At 43.0% G+C, this 14,675-nt stretch carries 19 protein-coding genes and 1 tRNA gene; 4 read left to right on the forward strand and 16 right to left on the reverse strand.

All coding sequences use genetic code 11. The features are described 5' to 3' along the window. Positions 1–7 precede the first annotated feature (7 nt). Positions 8–556 carry a hypothetical protein gene (locus MICH65_RS00330; protein WP_161931454.1) on the reverse strand — a complete coding sequence of 183 codons (549 nt, stop codon included), beginning with the start codon at positions 554–556 and terminating at the stop codon, positions 8–10. Between the two features lie 28 nt (positions 557–584). Here MICH65_RS00330 and MICH65_RS00335 point away from each other — a divergent pair, with 28 nt between their 5' ends. Together MICH65_RS00335 and MICH65_RS00340 are read left to right on the forward strand one after the other, a co-directional pair. Beyond that, positions 585–2,558, forward strand: coding sequence for an alpha/beta fold hydrolase (locus MICH65_RS00335; RefSeq protein ID WP_161931455.1), 1,974 nt, complete (start codon positions 585–587; stop codon positions 2,556–2,558). Then, complete coding sequence (locus MICH65_RS00340; RefSeq protein WP_161931456.1) at positions 2,555–3,031, forward strand: hypothetical protein; 477 nt, start codon at positions 2,555–2,557, stop codon at positions 3,029–3,031. The genes MICH65_RS00335 and MICH65_RS00340 overlap by 4 nt, the downstream gene beginning before the upstream one ends. Here the strand turns inward: MICH65_RS00340 and mutM are convergent, their stop codons facing one another. Then, complete coding sequence (gene mutM / locus MICH65_RS00345) at positions 3,032–3,901, reverse strand: DNA-formamidopyrimidine glycosylase (protein ID WP_161931457.1); 870 nt, start codon at positions 3,899–3,901, stop codon at positions 3,032–3,034. After that, positions 3,894–5,000 (reverse strand): glycosyltransferase, encoded by a 1,107-nt coding sequence (locus MICH65_RS00350; RefSeq protein ID WP_161931458.1) that lies wholly within the window; start codon positions 4,998–5,000, stop codon positions 3,894–3,896. The genes mutM and MICH65_RS00350 overlap by 8 nt, the downstream gene beginning before the upstream one ends. 54 nt (positions 5,001–5,054) lie before the next feature. Between MICH65_RS00350 and MICH65_RS00355 the strand changes: the two genes are divergently transcribed. Further along, positions 5,055–5,258 (forward strand): hypothetical protein, encoded by a 204-nt coding sequence (locus tag MICH65_RS00355; protein WP_161931459.1) that lies wholly within the window; start codon positions 5,055–5,057, stop codon positions 5,256–5,258. A 47-nt stretch (positions 5,259–5,305) separates the two neighbouring features. On the opposite strand, the gene MICH65_RS00360 is transcribed toward MICH65_RS00355, so the two are convergent. The 12 genes from MICH65_RS00360 to MICH65_RS00410 all read right to left on the reverse strand — a co-directional run bounded on the left by MICH65_RS00360 (position 5,306) and on the right by MICH65_RS00410 (position 13,247). Beyond that, positions 5,306–5,797 (reverse strand): hypothetical protein, encoded by a 492-nt coding sequence (locus tag MICH65_RS00360; RefSeq protein ID WP_161931460.1) that lies wholly within the window; start codon positions 5,795–5,797, stop codon positions 5,306–5,308. A gap of 100 nt (positions 5,798–5,897) precedes the next feature. After that, positions 5,898–6,458, reverse strand: coding sequence for a hypothetical protein (locus tag MICH65_RS00365; protein WP_161931461.1), 561 nt, complete (start codon positions 6,456–6,458; stop codon positions 5,898–5,900). Continuing rightward, positions 6,445–7,020 carry an RNA polymerase sigma factor gene (locus tag MICH65_RS00370; RefSeq protein WP_161931462.1) on the reverse strand — a complete coding sequence of 192 codons (576 nt, stop codon included), beginning with the start codon at positions 7,018–7,020 and terminating at the stop codon, positions 6,445–6,447. The genes MICH65_RS00365 and MICH65_RS00370 overlap by 14 nt, the downstream gene beginning before the upstream one ends. Before the next feature lie 20 nt (positions 7,021–7,040). Continuing rightward, complete coding sequence (locus MICH65_RS04400) at positions 7,041–7,169, reverse strand: hypothetical protein (RefSeq protein ID WP_256375679.1); 129 nt, start codon at positions 7,167–7,169, stop codon at positions 7,041–7,043. Positions 7,170–7,177: 8 nt separating this feature from the next. Continuing rightward, the gene (locus MICH65_RS00375) at positions 7,178–8,122 is read right to left on the reverse strand and encodes a 5'-3' exonuclease (protein ID WP_161931463.1); all 945 of its coding nucleotides are present in this window, start codon (positions 8,120–8,122) and stop codon (positions 7,178–7,180) included. Then, entirely contained in the window at positions 8,119–8,601 is a 483-nt protein-coding gene (locus MICH65_RS00380) for a hypothetical protein (RefSeq protein ID WP_161931464.1), read from the reverse strand. The genes MICH65_RS00375 and MICH65_RS00380 overlap by 4 nt, the downstream gene beginning before the upstream one ends. 15 nt (positions 8,602–8,616) lie before the next feature. Then, positions 8,617–10,488 carry an ATP-dependent zinc metalloprotease FtsH gene (gene ftsH, locus MICH65_RS00385; protein ID WP_161931465.1) on the reverse strand — a complete coding sequence of 624 codons (1,872 nt, stop codon included), beginning with the start codon at positions 10,486–10,488 and terminating at the stop codon, positions 8,617–8,619. 40 nt (positions 10,489–10,528) lie between these two features. Continuing rightward, on the reverse strand, positions 10,529–10,954 hold the full coding sequence (locus MICH65_RS00390; protein WP_161931466.1) for an NUDIX domain-containing protein: 426 nt from the start codon (positions 10,952–10,954) through the stop codon (positions 10,529–10,531). A 2-nt stretch (positions 10,955–10,956) separates the two neighbouring features. Beyond that, positions 10,957–11,292, reverse strand: a complete 336-nt coding sequence (locus MICH65_RS00395) for a methionine--tRNA ligase (protein WP_161931467.1) — start codon at positions 11,290–11,292, stop codon at positions 10,957–10,959. Between the two features lies 1 nt (position 11,293). Further along, the gene (gene trpS / locus MICH65_RS00400; protein WP_161931468.1) at positions 11,294–12,289 is read right to left on the reverse strand and encodes a tryptophan--tRNA ligase; all 996 of its coding nucleotides are present in this window, start codon (positions 12,287–12,289) and stop codon (positions 11,294–11,296) included. A 50-nt stretch (positions 12,290–12,339) separates the two neighbouring features. Next, positions 12,340–12,413: transfer RNA gene (locus tag MICH65_RS00405), tRNA-Met, on the reverse strand. A 477-nt stretch (positions 12,414–12,890) separates the two neighbouring features. Next, positions 12,891–13,247: an FtsB family cell division protein gene (locus MICH65_RS00410; protein WP_161931469.1), complete on the reverse strand. Its 357-nt coding sequence runs from the start codon at positions 13,245–13,247 to the stop codon at positions 12,891–12,893. 127 nt (positions 13,248–13,374) lie between these two features. Between MICH65_RS00410 and MICH65_RS00415 the strand changes: the two genes are divergently transcribed. Beyond that, positions 13,375–14,247: a tyrosine-type recombinase/integrase gene (locus MICH65_RS00415; protein ID WP_161931470.1), complete on the forward strand. Its 873-nt coding sequence runs from the start codon at positions 13,375–13,377 to the stop codon at positions 14,245–14,247. A gap of 1 nt (position 14,248) precedes the next feature. Here MICH65_RS00415 and MICH65_RS00420 read toward each other — a convergent pair whose 3' ends face one another. Then, positions 14,249–14,647: a hypothetical protein gene (locus tag MICH65_RS00420; RefSeq protein ID WP_161931471.1), complete on the reverse strand. Its 399-nt coding sequence runs from the start codon at positions 14,645–14,647 to the stop codon at positions 14,249–14,251. Between the last annotated feature and the right edge of the window lie 28 nt (positions 14,648–14,675).

Raw genomic sequence — 14,675 nt, forward strand, 5'->3', positions numbered from 1 at the left:
ACCCTTATCAACCCCTACTACGCCATCGGCCACCACCAAAAAATAAATCAGAAATATCAAGCTTAGCCACGTGTAACCACCACTCCTTAAACAAGGCATAAATCATTAATATACTCAAAATTGGCCACGGTGCCGATACTAGCAAATCTATTTCCAAAAAGCTTGGCAACACCATTTTTAACAAAAACAGTCCAGTCACCATATTGGGAAATATCAACAATAACCACTCTTTTTTCGTCAACCCATACAACACTTGACCAAACATTCTCCACCCAAATACAAGCATAAATATATACCACACGGTGTCCCTCTGCCAGTACCATACTACATATGTAGCTATCGATACCAAGAAAACTAAATCCATCCACTTATCCCATTTCTCATAAGAATCCCTCTTCCAGCCCATTCGCTCAAACATATCTCCATCAACTGTATCCAACAATGTATTAACTATTATTCCAACTAAGGGGTTTATCCATACCCATCCCACGGCCAATAATCTAAGTAAAGACCACCACTTCCACAATGTACTTTTCTTTTTGATAGACTTTTTCATATTGGTCTAACCTCATTTAACCATACCCGTGAATAAAACAATCAACATCGCATTAGTATCTCACGTTGACTGGACTTCTCATGGAGGAGTTCAAAAACACACCCTAGCTCTAGGAGAAGCCCTCAAAAAACTTGGTGTTTCCGTTACCTATATCTCACCTACTCCTCAAAAAACCGATCCGCCCCAACCTCATATCCAAATCGGTCAACTCATTCGTGTACCCACACCAAATGGGTCTTGGGGAAGTATTAGTCGTACCATCAAAACTCCCAACCAAATCCGCGACATTATTACTAAAAACAAATTTGATCTGCTCCATTTTCAGGAACTAATTGCCCCCTCTATCAGCTGGCAAATCATCAAGGTTTCCTCGGTTCCCAACTTAGCCACTTTTCACACTGGCTGGAATAAAGACGCCCCCCAAGAAAATCTCCAACCACTTATCAATCAAATTGGCCAAAACCTTAAACCGTACCTAACCGCCAGTATTGCCGTCTCACCCACCGCCGCCCAAACCAATAGACAAATTATCCAACCTCCCCTCCACATCATTCCCAACGCTGTAGACCTAAGCCTCTTTACTGCCAGACATCCAAAACCAAAACATATCGACTCCAACAAATTAAACCTTCTCTTCATTGGCCGTTTTGAAGAACGCAAAGGTCTCCCTCATCTTCTTCAAGCTCTCAAATATCTACCCTCAAATCTCAAAACCCAAATTAATCTCAATATAATCGGCTCCGGTCCCCAAATCCAACTTGTCAAAAAACAAATTAAAGAACTTAACAACAAACCAACTATCAATCTCTTAGGTTACGTATCAGATTCTCAAAAAGCCGCCTATCTTCAACACTCAGACCTTTTCATAGCTCCCTCAACAGGTGGAGAAAGTTTCGGCATTGTTCTCATCGAGTCTTTAGCAGCTGGCACCCCTGTCATTGCTGGCAACAATGATGGCTATTCGTATCTCCTTCGCCATTATCCATACAAAGACGGTATTGTTGACGTCACCAACCACCATCTCTTTGCTCAAATCATAACCCACCTTGCCACCCATCCAAGACTTAGACGCCAACTCTCGCGCTGGGGTAAAACCTTCGCCAACCAATACTCCGCTGACAAAATTGCCCTAAAGCATCTAAATCTCTACCAAAAAATACTTTCAAACTATCAACCCCTCATCTACTCACCCCCTCGCTCACCTCACAATATCGGATTCTACAAAACTCAATCTAAGCCTAAAAAAATTCTCCTCCTCCATGGCCAAAAAGGCGGAGCTCTTCGCTTCAAATCCATCATCACTTATCTAAGTCGAGATTACCAAGTCATCGCTCCCGATCTCCCTGGCTATGGCAATTCACCAACCAATCAACCTCACACTACCGACCACTATACAAACATCCTAAAACACTGGATCTCTGACCAAAAACTATCCAACTTCTCAATTATTGGCTTATCTATGGGGGGTATCATTGCCATTAAACTCCTCAAAAAACTCAAGTTCCAGCCTGAAAAACTAATTCTCTTGGCCACTCCAGTCAGTCACAAACATCTTACTCTAAACACCAAACAAAACCTGATTAAGTTTCTCACTCACCCATACTTACTAAAGTACCCCCAAATATATCAAGGCATAGATCGCATTATCAAATCTGACCGACTAATGACCACCCTCTATCAACTCATTCAGCCCAACATCATTGATCCAAAGACTCTTGCTTATGAAATCGACCAGTGGCGCCAACAACCTTCCCGAGTTATGGCCGAAACAGCCCACGATCTACTTCAAACAGACCTTACTCAAGAGCCACCAAATAACGTCCCCACGATTTACCTCTACACACCCAAAGACAACTACGTTAATATGAAACAAACCATTCCTGCTATCAAAGCTATTCTCCCCAACACTAGATTTGTATCCCTGAATCTAGACAAGCATGTCCCCCAAGGAGAAATTAGCCTCCAATTAGTCAAACAACTAACCAAGTCTATAAAACTATGAACCTCATCAACCGCTTCAAACCCAAACCAGACAAAGGTCTCCCCTTTCTTATTTTCCTCTCATTCCTAGGCACATTTATTAGCTCACGCCTTCTTGTTTACTTCCTCCCCAACCTTTTTCTTACCGTTAGAGGTAACCACATTCACCATTTCGCCTATGGCATATTTCTCCTTAGTATCCTAGGTTTCATCACCCTCACTCACGACCTCAGCAACAAAATGCGTCTCCGTTTAGCTATTTTTTATGGAATCGCGCTAGGTCTTGCTTATGATGAATTTGCTATGTGGCTTGAACTAGAAGACATCTATCATTCACGCACCAACTATGATGCCATCATCACCATTTCTCTAATCCTACTTAATATCATCTACTTTGCCGATTTCTGGAAACGTTGGGGCAATCGACTAAACAAACTTCTCCTCATCCTCCTCTGGCAAACCCCCAAAAACACCCTTAAGCTTTTTCGACGCTAATCACACTTGGCACTCAGGACAATAATATGTTCCTCTTCCTCCGATTTTGGTTTTAACAATTTCTCCACCACAGTTTAAACAAGTCTCACCCTCCCGTTTGTACACCAAAAAATGCTCCTGATATTTCCCACCCAATCCTTGAGTGTCTCGAAAATCAGAATATGTCGCACCACCATATCTTATTCCCCGCCTCATCACTTCTTTTAAGGCCGCGTGTAATAACCCAACCTCTTTCTTGGTTAAACTGTTAGCTATTCGACTGGGGCAAATTTTTGCTAAGTTTAAAGCATCATTTGCATAGATGTTTCCTACCCCACCGATTTTCGCGCTATCCATAATCACCAGTTTCACCGACCTAGCTGATTTAGATAACACTCGCGTTAAATACCCAAGACTAAAGCTTTCGTCTACCACATCAGGTGGCAACTCATTCTCCATCTTTCTCCAGTCATCCCCAGACAACACTCTAATCCACCCAAAAATCCGCATATCATTAAAAAACAATTTCGACCCATCAACTAAATTAAATATCACTCGAGTATGCTTGTTTGGCAATTCACCCACCCAATCCCTAGTTGGATGTCCCCCTACCACCCCTCGCTTCAAATGATTAACATTCCAGGACTTCAAGCGCCACACCAACTGACCAGTCATTTTCAGATGTACTAATAACACCATCTCCCACCTATCAAACTCCAAAACAACCATCTTTGCCCTCCTGAAAACCCTAGCGATCTTTCTACCACACAAGTCTTTGGCATCACCCTGGAATGACTTTTTATTCAACACCTCAACCCTATCAATCACCCTTCCCTTTATTTTTTCATCCAATTGCCGAGCAGTTATCTCCACCTCAGGTAACTCAGGCATTTTTAACCACCTCCTTAATTACACCTTCAAACTCCTTATCAAACCTCGCTCGCGAGAATCTTTTCGCCCATTTCTTAATCCTACCCTCATCCCACTTTATTTTATTAAACTTATCCATTCCTTTCCGAATTGAGTTCACATCAGTACCGTTAATTAATACTCCAGTCACGCCTTCCTTAACTGTCTCTCTAAAACCACCTCCATTAAATGCTATCACCGGAGTTCCGACCGCCATTGACTCAACCACTGTCATTCCAAAATCCTCATCCTTAGCCAAGGCAATAAATCCCTTTGCTTTTGCATACAAACTCACCAACTCCTCATCACTCACCCTCCCCAACATCTCCACCCTCATCTCCTTTAATCTCTGCTCCACTTTGGTATAACCAGCTGATCCACCAGCAATCTTTAACTCAAAACCCAACTCACTGGCAGCTCTCGCCGCCTCCTCCAAACCTTTAGCTCCAACTAATCTTGATACAATCAAAAAATAATCCTCTCTACTCAAATCATCAGACTTCCCCACAAACTTATCTATCTCAATTGGTGGATATATTATCACCGAATCTTTCCGATAAAACTTCTTGACCCTGTTCTGCACATTTCTACTATTTACCACCCACTTATCCACTCGACTTGCTGCCTCAAAATCAAACTTTCTCAAAAAATGATTCACCACGTAAGCATAGATCTTTACCGGCCAGTATTTCTGTAAATCAATCGATGTTTCATAACCGTACAAAAATCTCGGCGGTGTATGACAATACGCAACTACTTTAGTTTTATCACCAACCCTAAAACCTCGAGCAATATATCCAGAACAAGAAGTAATCACCAAATCATAATCACTTAAGTCAATCGACCCCCAAATCCAGGGCAACAAAAATCGCAACGGCGAATACAATCTCCAACGCCGAATCAGCCAAGCCCACCTACTTTCTACAATCTTTCTATCCGCAAATTCCTTATCACACGCCGATCCCTTAACCCTAAAGGCAGTATAAATTGGTGCCTCTGGATACATATCTGCCAATACCCGAAGCACCCTTTCAGCACCACCAAACTCCTTAATAAAATCATGAACTATTGCCACTTTCATCAACCTCATTCTATCAGGATCTTAAACCTCAAATCTAATGATATACTTTGCAGTATGGCTACCAATAAAAAACCTAATGACACGAACCCCAATTGTCACGCAACAGCCAACACAATATACGGCCTTGGATTAGTTGGCGCTCTTGTCTACTACCTCCAACAGTCCTCAACCATCGTTGAAGGCTTAATCGGTATTCTCAAATCCATTGTATGGCCGGCTATCCTTATCTATCGCGTTTTCTCCAATCTGCAACTCTAGACACCAAAGCACCCTCTCTCGAGGGTGCTAGTCGACCAAAAAAGGGCCTACCAATCCGCTCCAAACTCTCCACTCATGCCATGCATCCTTAAACCACGTCCAATTCCCATACTAAAATATGACAGATCAATACCATTCTCCTCTGCCCAAGACTTTAGCTCTTCATGACGAGCCATAATCTCATCTCGACGCTCGTCAGGAGACATCTCTCTTAAAGCCGTCCAATTACTCTCCTGCTCAGCCCTCATCTCCTCATGTTTCTGCAAAATCATTTCTCTCTGATCTTCAGTTAACTTGCCATCAAGCACCGCCTGAGTCAATCGATTCTCGAACTGAACCCCCACCTGCTCATAACGTTGTTCTTGAAAATCCTCCATTGCCGTCAACACCTCTTCTTCATCCAAATCAAATCTCTCGGCAATAAACTGAACCAACGGATGGTTTTTAAATTGTTCATCAGCCTTCACCTGGCCCACTCCATACGCCAACATGGCCATTAAAGCTAATGCCGCCACTGGCAACACAATTGTCTTTTTCATTCTATTCATTCCAAACTCACCTCCCTTCCTTCACCCCTTAACTTATATCCAAACTCTTACGGGTGACTACCTATACTACGCCCAACTCTCAAGAAATATTTCACAAATGTCTAAATTGCTTTATCCCTCTCACCTTTCCAGAACCAGGTGTTCCTGGCCCAAGATATCTTTCTCTCCACTCATCCAATCCTCTAGGGTGCTCCTGATACATATATAGCTGTTTTAACAAAGGTTTCTGCCTAAAAAAACCACCTAACCCGATCCAATTCATCAATATCGTTAATACTACTATCACCAACACCATTACCACCAGAGCTAAACCCAACCCTCGTTTATACACAAACTCATACTCCCTCAATAAATATCCGCCCACCAATATCATTAACATCGCCACAATTAACATTTCCCATGGGAAGAACCTCATCCACATTAAGCACCATCCCAAACTCACATTTTCAAATCCCATTCGAGCCAACACCACAAACCGGATATAGAACGCATGCGTTACCAAAGCGCCCAATCCCACCAACAACACCAATCCCACCCCCACCATTACCGACCCGAGTACAAAATAAATTCTTGGCCGCATCCGTATCTGACCCTTATGAATTTTCTTCATCACCTCCTCCTCAAACTTTTGTTTATCCTTATCTTTCTCCATTATTTCGCTTACATAATTTTTTTACCAAAGCCTTACCCCGGCTTAATCTAGTTCCCACCGTCCCCATACTAATACGCAAAATCTCACTAATTTCTTCATAACTCTTCTCCTCAAGATAATACAATACTAATACAGCCCGATATTTCTCACTCAACTCCGCCATACAACTGTCCAACCACTCCTTCATCAGTTTATCATCAAGTTTATCCTCAGGACTCTGCTCCCTACTCTCAAACACCCCCCACAAATCAGCATCCAGTGGCCAATATAAAATTTTCTTTCTACCCCTCATCTCACTAATCGTTTCATTATGAGCAATCCGATATATCCACGAGCTAAACTTTCTCCTTACATCAAAACTGTTTAAATTCTCATATCCCTTAACCATAGCTCTCTGCACTATCTCAGCCGCCAAATCTCCATCTCGTATCATATACTGAACATACCTCCACAGCTTATCACCATACCTCCTCACCACCTCACTATATGCCTCCTTATCCTTCTCTCTCACATAAACAACCAACTTTTCGTCACTCAAAGAAGCCAACACATCTCGCTTCATAGTTTAATATCAATTGCTTATTAAAAACCCATTCCAGATGGACTAAGCGGGGTCACCTCCACCTGACCAGCTACAATACCCAGCCCAGCCAATACCGCCAAACCTAAGGCCAAAAGAACATATACCCAACTTTTATCAATCATCATCATAATATAACCTAACTAAACAACCCTTCCAAATTTTCATCCCACTCATCATTAGGCAGTTTATCTATCAAACTTCTAAACGCCAATTTCTCAAACAACTCAACCACTCTTTTACGATCATAGTTTGACAGCTTACACTTCTTCCAAGACAACTGAACCGGCACCTCCAACACAATCTTTCCCAATTTTCTCGACATATACGCATCTTTCTCGCCTTCTTCCAACATTCGAGTGAATCTTTCACCTACCAACTCTACTACCCTGCTTCTATCTTTCCTCAAAACTTGATACAACTCATCCAATCCACCAAACTCAATTATTAACTTACTAGCCGTCTTCTCACCAATCCCCTTAATCCCGGGAATATCATCACTGATATCACCCATTAACGCTTTTAAATCTACCAACTGCTCTGGTCTCATCCCGTACTTTGCCACTACTGCCTCTCTGTCATACAACATCGACCCCCTTGACTGACCTTGCCGACTTGGAGCCGCCGGCATCCAAACTCTTACCTTCTCGTCTCTAACTAATTGTAAAGCGTCCCTATCCCCAGTTACGATAATTACTTCACTCTCTACATCCTTAATGGCTTGCCTTGATAAAGTACCCACCACGTCATCCGCTTCATACCCTTCTACTCCAAACTGTGGAATATTCAGCATCTCAACCACTTCCTGAGTCCTGCCGATCTGTCCTATCAGCTCATCATCAGGCTTTTCTCTTTTAGCCTTATATCCCTCATACTCTTTATGTCTAAAAGTCGGCTTTCCCACATCCCAAGCTACCACCACGTGACTCGGCTTCAGTTTCTCAATCACCGTCATCAGTATTGTCGTAAAACCGTAAACCGCATTAGTCAACTCACCATCGGGTGCAGTTAAACTCAATGGATAAGCATGATACGCCCGATGCAAAATGGCCATTCCATCAACTAAAACTAATCTTTTACTCATACCCCTTTCCGATTTCTCACTGATATATCACCTGTCTCACCATTCAAAAATACAAAAACCTCATCCTCGGGATTAAACTGCTCATCTCTCTCCCAGCGCCATCCTCGAGTAAACCTCCTATCCTTAACTCTTTTCCAAGACACCACTTCACCTCTCTCTTTTGTTAATAAAACTGGTTTACAACGAGATTGTTTACCAGAATCAATCAGCATCAGCTCGTCCGCCTCAACCTCCATCAACAATAACTCTAATCTCTTAACCGTCCATGTTATCTCGATATCTTGATCTACCTCACCCAAATCTACACTCTCAACCACATCCCCATTATCATTGTCCATTCTCACTACCACCACCGGACCATCCAACTTCCGAGCTGCCACAATTATCTCATGACCACTCCAATCTAACCTTACCCAATTAGCTTCACTTTCAGCCACCTCGATACCGACAGTTCTATACTCAATTCTCTGGCCTGTCATACGGCCTATTCTACCTTATTCATTACTAGCCTTCTTAACACCCATTATCTTTTCAAACTCCTCTCCTTCTACTGTTTCTTGAGCTAACAAAACCTCAACTAGCTTATCCACTTTCTTCATATTCTTACGCAATACAGCTTCAGCTGTCTTCATTGCATCATCAACCAACCTCTTCACCTCCTTATCAATTTTTGCCTTCATCTCTTCCGACACTTGATCCGGCTCCACAAAACTCCTTCCCCACTCCGATGTTTCCCACATCGGCCCTAAAGCTACTGGGCCCAAATCACTCATGCCAAAATCCACCACCATTTTTCGAGCCACTCGAGTCACTTTCTCAATATCATTAGCTGCTCCGGCTGTCAGTTCCTTAAATACCAACCTTTCAGCCGCCCTACCACCTAACATCATTGCCATCATATCAATCAGCTCAGACTTAGTTTGTTGATACTTATCTCGCTCTGGTAAAGCCAAGGTTTGCCCCAAACTCATCAACCTGCTCACTATACTCACCCGGTGCACTGGATCTGCTCCCGGCAGCATATGGCCAACCACAGCATGACCAGCTTCATGATAAGCTGTCATCTTCCTTTCTAAATCACTTTGCAATCTCCTTTTTTCAGGACCCAACTTCACCTTCGTTGCCGCTTCCTCGATATCTTTAGCACTAATTGCCTTTTTTGCCGACCGAGCTGCCTGAATCGCTGCCTCATTAAGCACGTTTTCCAAATCAGCTCCAGAAAAACCAACCGTCCTCTTTGCTACCCTGTTCCAATCAAGCCCTTTATCAAACGGCTTACCCTTGGCATGAATCGCCAATATCGCCTTTCTCCCCTCAATATCTGGCATATCTAACGACACTCTTCTATCAAATCTTCCCGGACGCACCAAAGCTGGATCAAGCACATCTGGTCTATTTGTCGCTGCCAGCACTATTACATTGTCATTTGGCGTAAACCCATCCATCTCCACCAAAATTTGATTCAAAGTTTGTTCTCTTTCATCATGTCCCCCCACCGATCCAGCCATACCTCGCACTCTACCAATCGCATCCAGTTCATCAATAAAAATAATTGCTGGTGCAGCCTTTTTAGCCGTGTTAAACAAATCTCTCACCCTTGAAGCTCCCACCCCCACCAACATCTCCATAAACTCACTTCCAGCCATTGAGAAAAATGGCACTCCAGCCTCGCCCGCCACCGCCTTAGCTAGCAGCGTTTTACCTACCCCAGCCGGACCAATCAACAACACCCCTTTAGGTGTCCGCGCTCCCAATGCTCGATATTTCTTAGGACGTTTCAAGAAATCCACCACCTCCTCTAACTCTCTCTTAGCCTCATCTACTCCAGCTACATCCTTAAAAGTCACATTTTGTTTACCCTTAGCAAAAACCTTCGCCGTACTTTTGCCAAATCCAAAAATATTACTCTGAGCCCCTTTAGCTTGCTTCAGCATCATATACAACAAGAATCCCATCACCAGAAGAATTGGTAAGTTTAACAACAACGAAGCCATCAATCTTCCCATTGCCTGTGATTGAACCGATATCTCAACCTGATCAGGATTAACACCCTCTTGTTGAAGGGTATCAATAAAACTCGACCCTTCTTCCTTTCTTGAAATCTTAATCTCCTCACTTACATACTCCATCAAAATCTCATCACCGTTCAAACTGACCTTTCTCACCCTATTTTCCTTAATATCACTAATTGCTTGTGAAATCGGTACCTCATCCAATAACATTGATGGATCCATCAAAGACAAAGCAAACGGCAAGAAAAGCAAACCTATCAATAGCCACATCAGCCACCTTCTCGGCCTCATCTTGAAACCCAACTCTATCTTTCTAATTCTTTCCTCGGGCAAACGTTTATCCCTATTTTCCATCTCGCTCATTGTACCAGCTCTCAAAGCCTCAAACCATCACCTACTTATATCCCAACTCAAACAAAAACTGCTTCTGATAACCAATCACCTTCTCCGGCAAGGTCGTAAAAAAATGTTTCCTAGAATCAGTTTCCACCTTAATATCTTCTACTTTAACCACATAATGAATCAAATGACCTCGTGGATCACCATCTGGATTCTCAAATAACCCAACAAACTGCCATACACCTGAGTCCACTCCTTGGCCACACTCATCCTCCAATACTCTCCTAACACACTCACTTATACTTTCTCCCTTCATCAGAAAACTGCCAGGCAAATGCCAACTTCCCTTAAAAGGATCCCCTTGCCTTCTCAGCATCAATAATCCACCTTCTTTGTTCTCAACAACCACCTCCACCACCATCCGCGGAGCCAGCTTCAAACTCAAAAGAAACTCATCCAAACTCAATCTTAATCCGGTCATATCTACCTCACCTCACTACCATTTACAACTCTCCCATCAACTGGCATCAGTACTGGCCTACCTTCTTGCTCCACCATTATCATCATCCCCTGACTTTCCTCCGGACCCATTTTTTTGTACTTCATATTAACCACAAACACATACTTTTTACCAATTAACTCCCCAGGTCCATACCACTCTCGAATACCAGAAAACATCACCCTCTTTCCTATTTCTTCTCCAAAATCCACCTCATACCTAACCAGTTTTTCACTCCAATCAGGCAAACTTGCCGCCACCACCTCACCTACCCGTAGATCAAGCTCCCCAAACTGGTCATAACTTATTTCACTCTTCATTCTAAAACTTAATTTTCATAGCCTCCTTCATCTCTCCAACTACCTCATCGGCAATCTCCCTCACCTTTTTACTTCCCTCTAAAGCTTTCTCCAACAATTCCTGCTTTCTCTCTTCAGCCTCACGCCTCTTCTCCCTAATCGGACTCAAAAACTCATCCATCACTTCAAACAACCTCTCCTTCACCACAACATCTCCCACCTTCCCTGCCCGATATCTTGATTTCAAGTCCTCAACCTCGCTTTTATCACTATTAAATAAGTCGTGATAAGTGAAGGCAATGTTTCCCTCCACCGAACCCGGATCATCTGCATGAATCCTATTAGGATCTGTATATACTAAGAAAACCTTCTTTCGCAACTCATCTCGGGAATCACCCAAATATATCGCATTATTAAGCGACTTACCCATCTTCTCATTTCCATCAACCCCAGGCACATTCTTCTCCACACCGTACACCGCCTCAGGTTCAGTCAACACCGCCTTACCATACATCTCATTAAACTTTTTCGCCAAATCCCTTGTACCCTCAACCATTGGCGCCTGATCCTTACCCACCGGCACCAGATCAGCCCTCACACACAATATATCCGCCGCTTGGTGTACCGGGTACATAAAAAAGCCCAACGGCGTACTTTTCTCCATCCTTTTTTGTTTTAACTCAGTCTTTATAGTCGGATTGTGTGATACCTGCTGTATTGTCACAAAATTTGCCAAGTAAACAAAAATCTCATGAATCTGTGGCACCTCACTCTGGATAAACACCGTTGTCTTATCAAAATCTATACCTACTGCGTAATAATCACACAGTAACTCTAAAATCGAATCTTTAACTCTTCCTGGATCATCAAAGTTATCTGTCAACGCCTGCACATTGGCTATCAATACAAACTGATCATGGGTTTCCTGCATCTCTACTCTATTTCTCAAAGACCCCAAAAAATGACCAATATGCAATCTTCCCGTCGGCCTGTCTCCTGTCAAAACTCGCTTCTTCATGGCAACATTCTAACCTGTTTCACAACAACTGTGAACCAACTCAAATTATGTAGCAGGGGCGAGGATCGAACTCGCGACCTTGGGTTTATGAATCCCATGCTCTAACCAACTGAGCTACCCTGCCAGATCTACCTTATATATTCTATCATTCCATGGCTAAACCAGCCATCCAACCCCTCATTCTTCTCAATAAATTCTTACTCTTTCGCACATGAACTATGACTACCTATCCAACCAAGACCTTATCCATATCTCAATTACCCCAAAATAACCCGAATTTGTCAATCCCAAGTTAGCCTTGTATAATACACACAAGCTCATTTTATGTGCTTAACATGCGGGCGGAAGGTCGGTATCTTGAGAGGCTCAAATGGGCCCTTTTGTGAGTAATCGCAATCGAAAACCTGGCTATATCGGTGAAACCCACGAAATAAGTGGGCAACCCCGAGGGAAGTCGTAATTGACCCCGTAGAGACTACACGCCGGGCTCCCCAATAAATAAGGGATGATGATATAGTCCGACACTCCAAGCAATTGGAGATAACCGTGCATAATCTCTCTTAACCGGGGTTCAACTCCCCGGGCCCGCAACCAAAATCATCTATTCTCCAAAGAACAGATCCCACCATTTTTGCCAATTTGGCCTCTTTTCTTCGTTTTTCTCTCTCAATCCCCTTTCTACCAACTCAACCTCAGGCACTAACACCACCGTTTCACCTGGCAACCTTCGCGTCAATTTATCACGTACTTCCTTCTCTTTAAACTCATCACTTCTAACTTCTTCTAAACGTGCAGACAACAACTCCTGCTCAGCCTTAACCTCTTCCAAATTTACCTCTGCTTCAACAAGACGATCCTTAGCCTGATATAAATCCCACAGGCTCCTACCCAAAACCCAACTCAAATACACCAACACCATCAACAAGATTACTTTTACTATCTGCCTTCTCTTAGCCATATCTTATCTATAATTTAAGCACAATCCAATACCCCCTAAGTTCTTGACGTTGTAAAACCAGCGTGATATCATTATATCCGATAATCTTTTTTAGGAAGATATATAACTAATCATCTAAAAATAACTCATGGATCAAACCAATCCCTTTCGCTCTGCTCAAAACGAGTTCCAAAAAAGCCTCGAGTCTACAGGCAGGGCCACTGCCACCATTTTAGCCTACACTAAAGATATCGAACAACTTCTCGATTTCGTGGCAAAAACCGGCAAAACTAGCCCCGAACAAGTAGATACACAGGACATCAATGACTTCAAGGCCTACTTAGCCGATAAAAACTATACTGCTAAATCAATTTCCCGCAAAATTAACTCCATCAAATCTTTCTTTCGCTATCTTCAGTCTCAAAAAAAGATTGACTCAAACCCAGCCACGACCGTAACTCATCCCAAATATCAACTTAAGCCACCTCGAATTCTTACTAGAATCGAATATCGCGCACTTCGAGACGCTTGTCGCGATGATGTTCGTATCAGCGCTATTGTCGAACTTCTTCTTCAAACAGGTATGCGTATTGGTGAACTTGCCAATCTTGAATTAGAAGATCTTGATCTAAACGAAGATAAAATCACTATCCGTGCCTACGAGTCCCACCCTTCCCGCACTATTCCCCTTAATTCCTCTGCCAAAGAAGCCCTCAAACTCTACCTCGAAGACCGCCCTAAAACCGATACAAAAAATGTCTTTGTCACCAAAACGGGTAATTCCTTTTTAGTTCGCAACATCAGGAGTAGTATTGACCGCTACTTCCGCCTAGCCGGCATTGAAGACGCCAAAGTAAACGACCTTAGACATACTTTTATCGCCCACCAACTCACCTCAGGCACCCCTCTTGTTTATGTCAGCAAACTTGTCGGCCACAAACGTCTTTCTACTACCGAAAAATATCTCGAATTCATCAAAGAAAAAACCGCCAAAGACAAGCCAAAACTCGAGGAGCTTTAATCTACCCCCTCTTTCTTCCCGACAATCTTCTTAACTCATCAACTGTTGCCCGCGCAATAAATCTCAACACTCCGGCCAACTTATTGATATCCCCGACCACCATAGACAACCACCCAGCTGTTGACTTTCTCTCATCCTCAATTATCAGCAAAGCGCTTTTAACATGTGCCATCTCCATCTCCATACCACTTACCTCGTCAGTAATTTTAATCGTCACCGGATGATTATTGTTTCCCACCTCCATCTCTCCTGAAACCACCATCGACTCATCCTCACTTCCCGCCTCATCAATCCAATCATCCCCACCATCCTCCTGCCACCAACCCTCATTAAGAGGCGATTCTCCCAACACTAAAATACGATCTTGCTTACTTTTCTTTTTACTCACCGAAGAAGACATCCACTAATTATAACCCCCCCCAATTCAA

It is taken from the genome of Candidatus Chazhemtobacterium aquaticus (assembly GCF_009936135.1).
Lineage (GTDB): Bacteria > Patescibacteriota > Microgenomatia > UBA1400 > Chazhemtobacteraceae > Chazhemtobacterium > Chazhemtobacterium aquaticus.

Coding starts and splice junctions, on each gene's coding strand:
- MICH65_RS00330 (WP_161931454.1), bottom strand. CDS start 556: ATGAAAAAGTCTATCAAAAAGAAAAGTACATTGTGGAAGTGGTGGTCT.
- MICH65_RS00340 (WP_161931456.1), top strand. CDS start 2,555: ATGAACCTCATCAACCGCTTCAAACCCAAACCAGACAAAGGTCTCCCC.
- mutM (WP_161931457.1), bottom strand. CDS start 3,901: ATGCCTGAGTTACCTGAGGTGGAGATAACTGCTCGGCAATTGGATGAA.
- MICH65_RS00350 (WP_161931458.1), bottom strand. CDS start 5,000: ATGAAAGTGGCAATAGTTCATGATTTTATTAAGGAGTTTGGTGGTGCT.
- MICH65_RS00355 (WP_161931459.1), top strand. CDS start 5,055: ATGGCTACCAATAAAAAACCTAATGACACGAACCCCAATTGTCACGCA.
- MICH65_RS00360 (WP_161931460.1), bottom strand. CDS start 5,797: ATGAAAAAGACAATTGTGTTGCCAGTGGCGGCATTAGCTTTAATGGCC.
- MICH65_RS00365 (WP_161931461.1), bottom strand. CDS start 6,458: ATGGAGAAAGATAAGGATAAACAAAAGTTTGAGGAGGAGGTGATGAAG.
- MICH65_RS00370 (WP_161931462.1), bottom strand. CDS start 7,020: ATGAAGCGAGATGTGTTGGCTTCTTTGAGTGACGAAAAGTTGGTTGTT.
- MICH65_RS04400 (WP_256375679.1), bottom strand. CDS start 7,169: ATGATGATGATTGATAAAAGTTGGGTATATGTTCTTTTGGCCTTAGGT.
- MICH65_RS00375 (WP_161931463.1), bottom strand. CDS start 8,122: ATGAGTAAAAGATTAGTTTTAGTTGATGGAATGGCCATTTTGCATCGG.
- MICH65_RS00380 (WP_161931464.1), bottom strand. CDS start 8,601: ATGACAGGCCAGAGAATTGAGTATAGAACTGTCGGTATCGAGGTGGCT.
- ftsH (WP_161931465.1), bottom strand. CDS start 10,488: ATGGAAAATAGGGATAAACGTTTGCCCGAGGAAAGAATTAGAAAGATA.
- MICH65_RS00390 (WP_161931466.1), bottom strand. CDS start 10,954: ATGACCGGATTAAGATTGAGTTTGGATGAGTTTCTTTTGAGTTTGAAG.
- MICH65_RS00395 (WP_161931467.1), bottom strand. CDS start 11,292: ATGAAGAGTGAAATAAGTTATGACCAGTTTGGGGAGCTTGATCTACGG.
- trpS (WP_161931468.1), bottom strand. CDS start 12,289: ATGAAGAAGCGAGTTTTGACAGGAGACAGGCCGACGGGAAGATTGCAT.
- MICH65_RS00410 (WP_161931469.1), bottom strand. CDS start 13,247: ATGGCTAAGAGAAGGCAGATAGTAAAAGTAATCTTGTTGATGGTGTTG.
- MICH65_RS00415 (WP_161931470.1), top strand. CDS start 13,375: ATGGATCAAACCAATCCCTTTCGCTCTGCTCAAAACGAGTTCCAAAAA.
- MICH65_RS00420 (WP_161931471.1), bottom strand. CDS start 14,647: ATGTCTTCTTCGGTGAGTAAAAAGAAAAGTAAGCAAGATCGTATTTTA.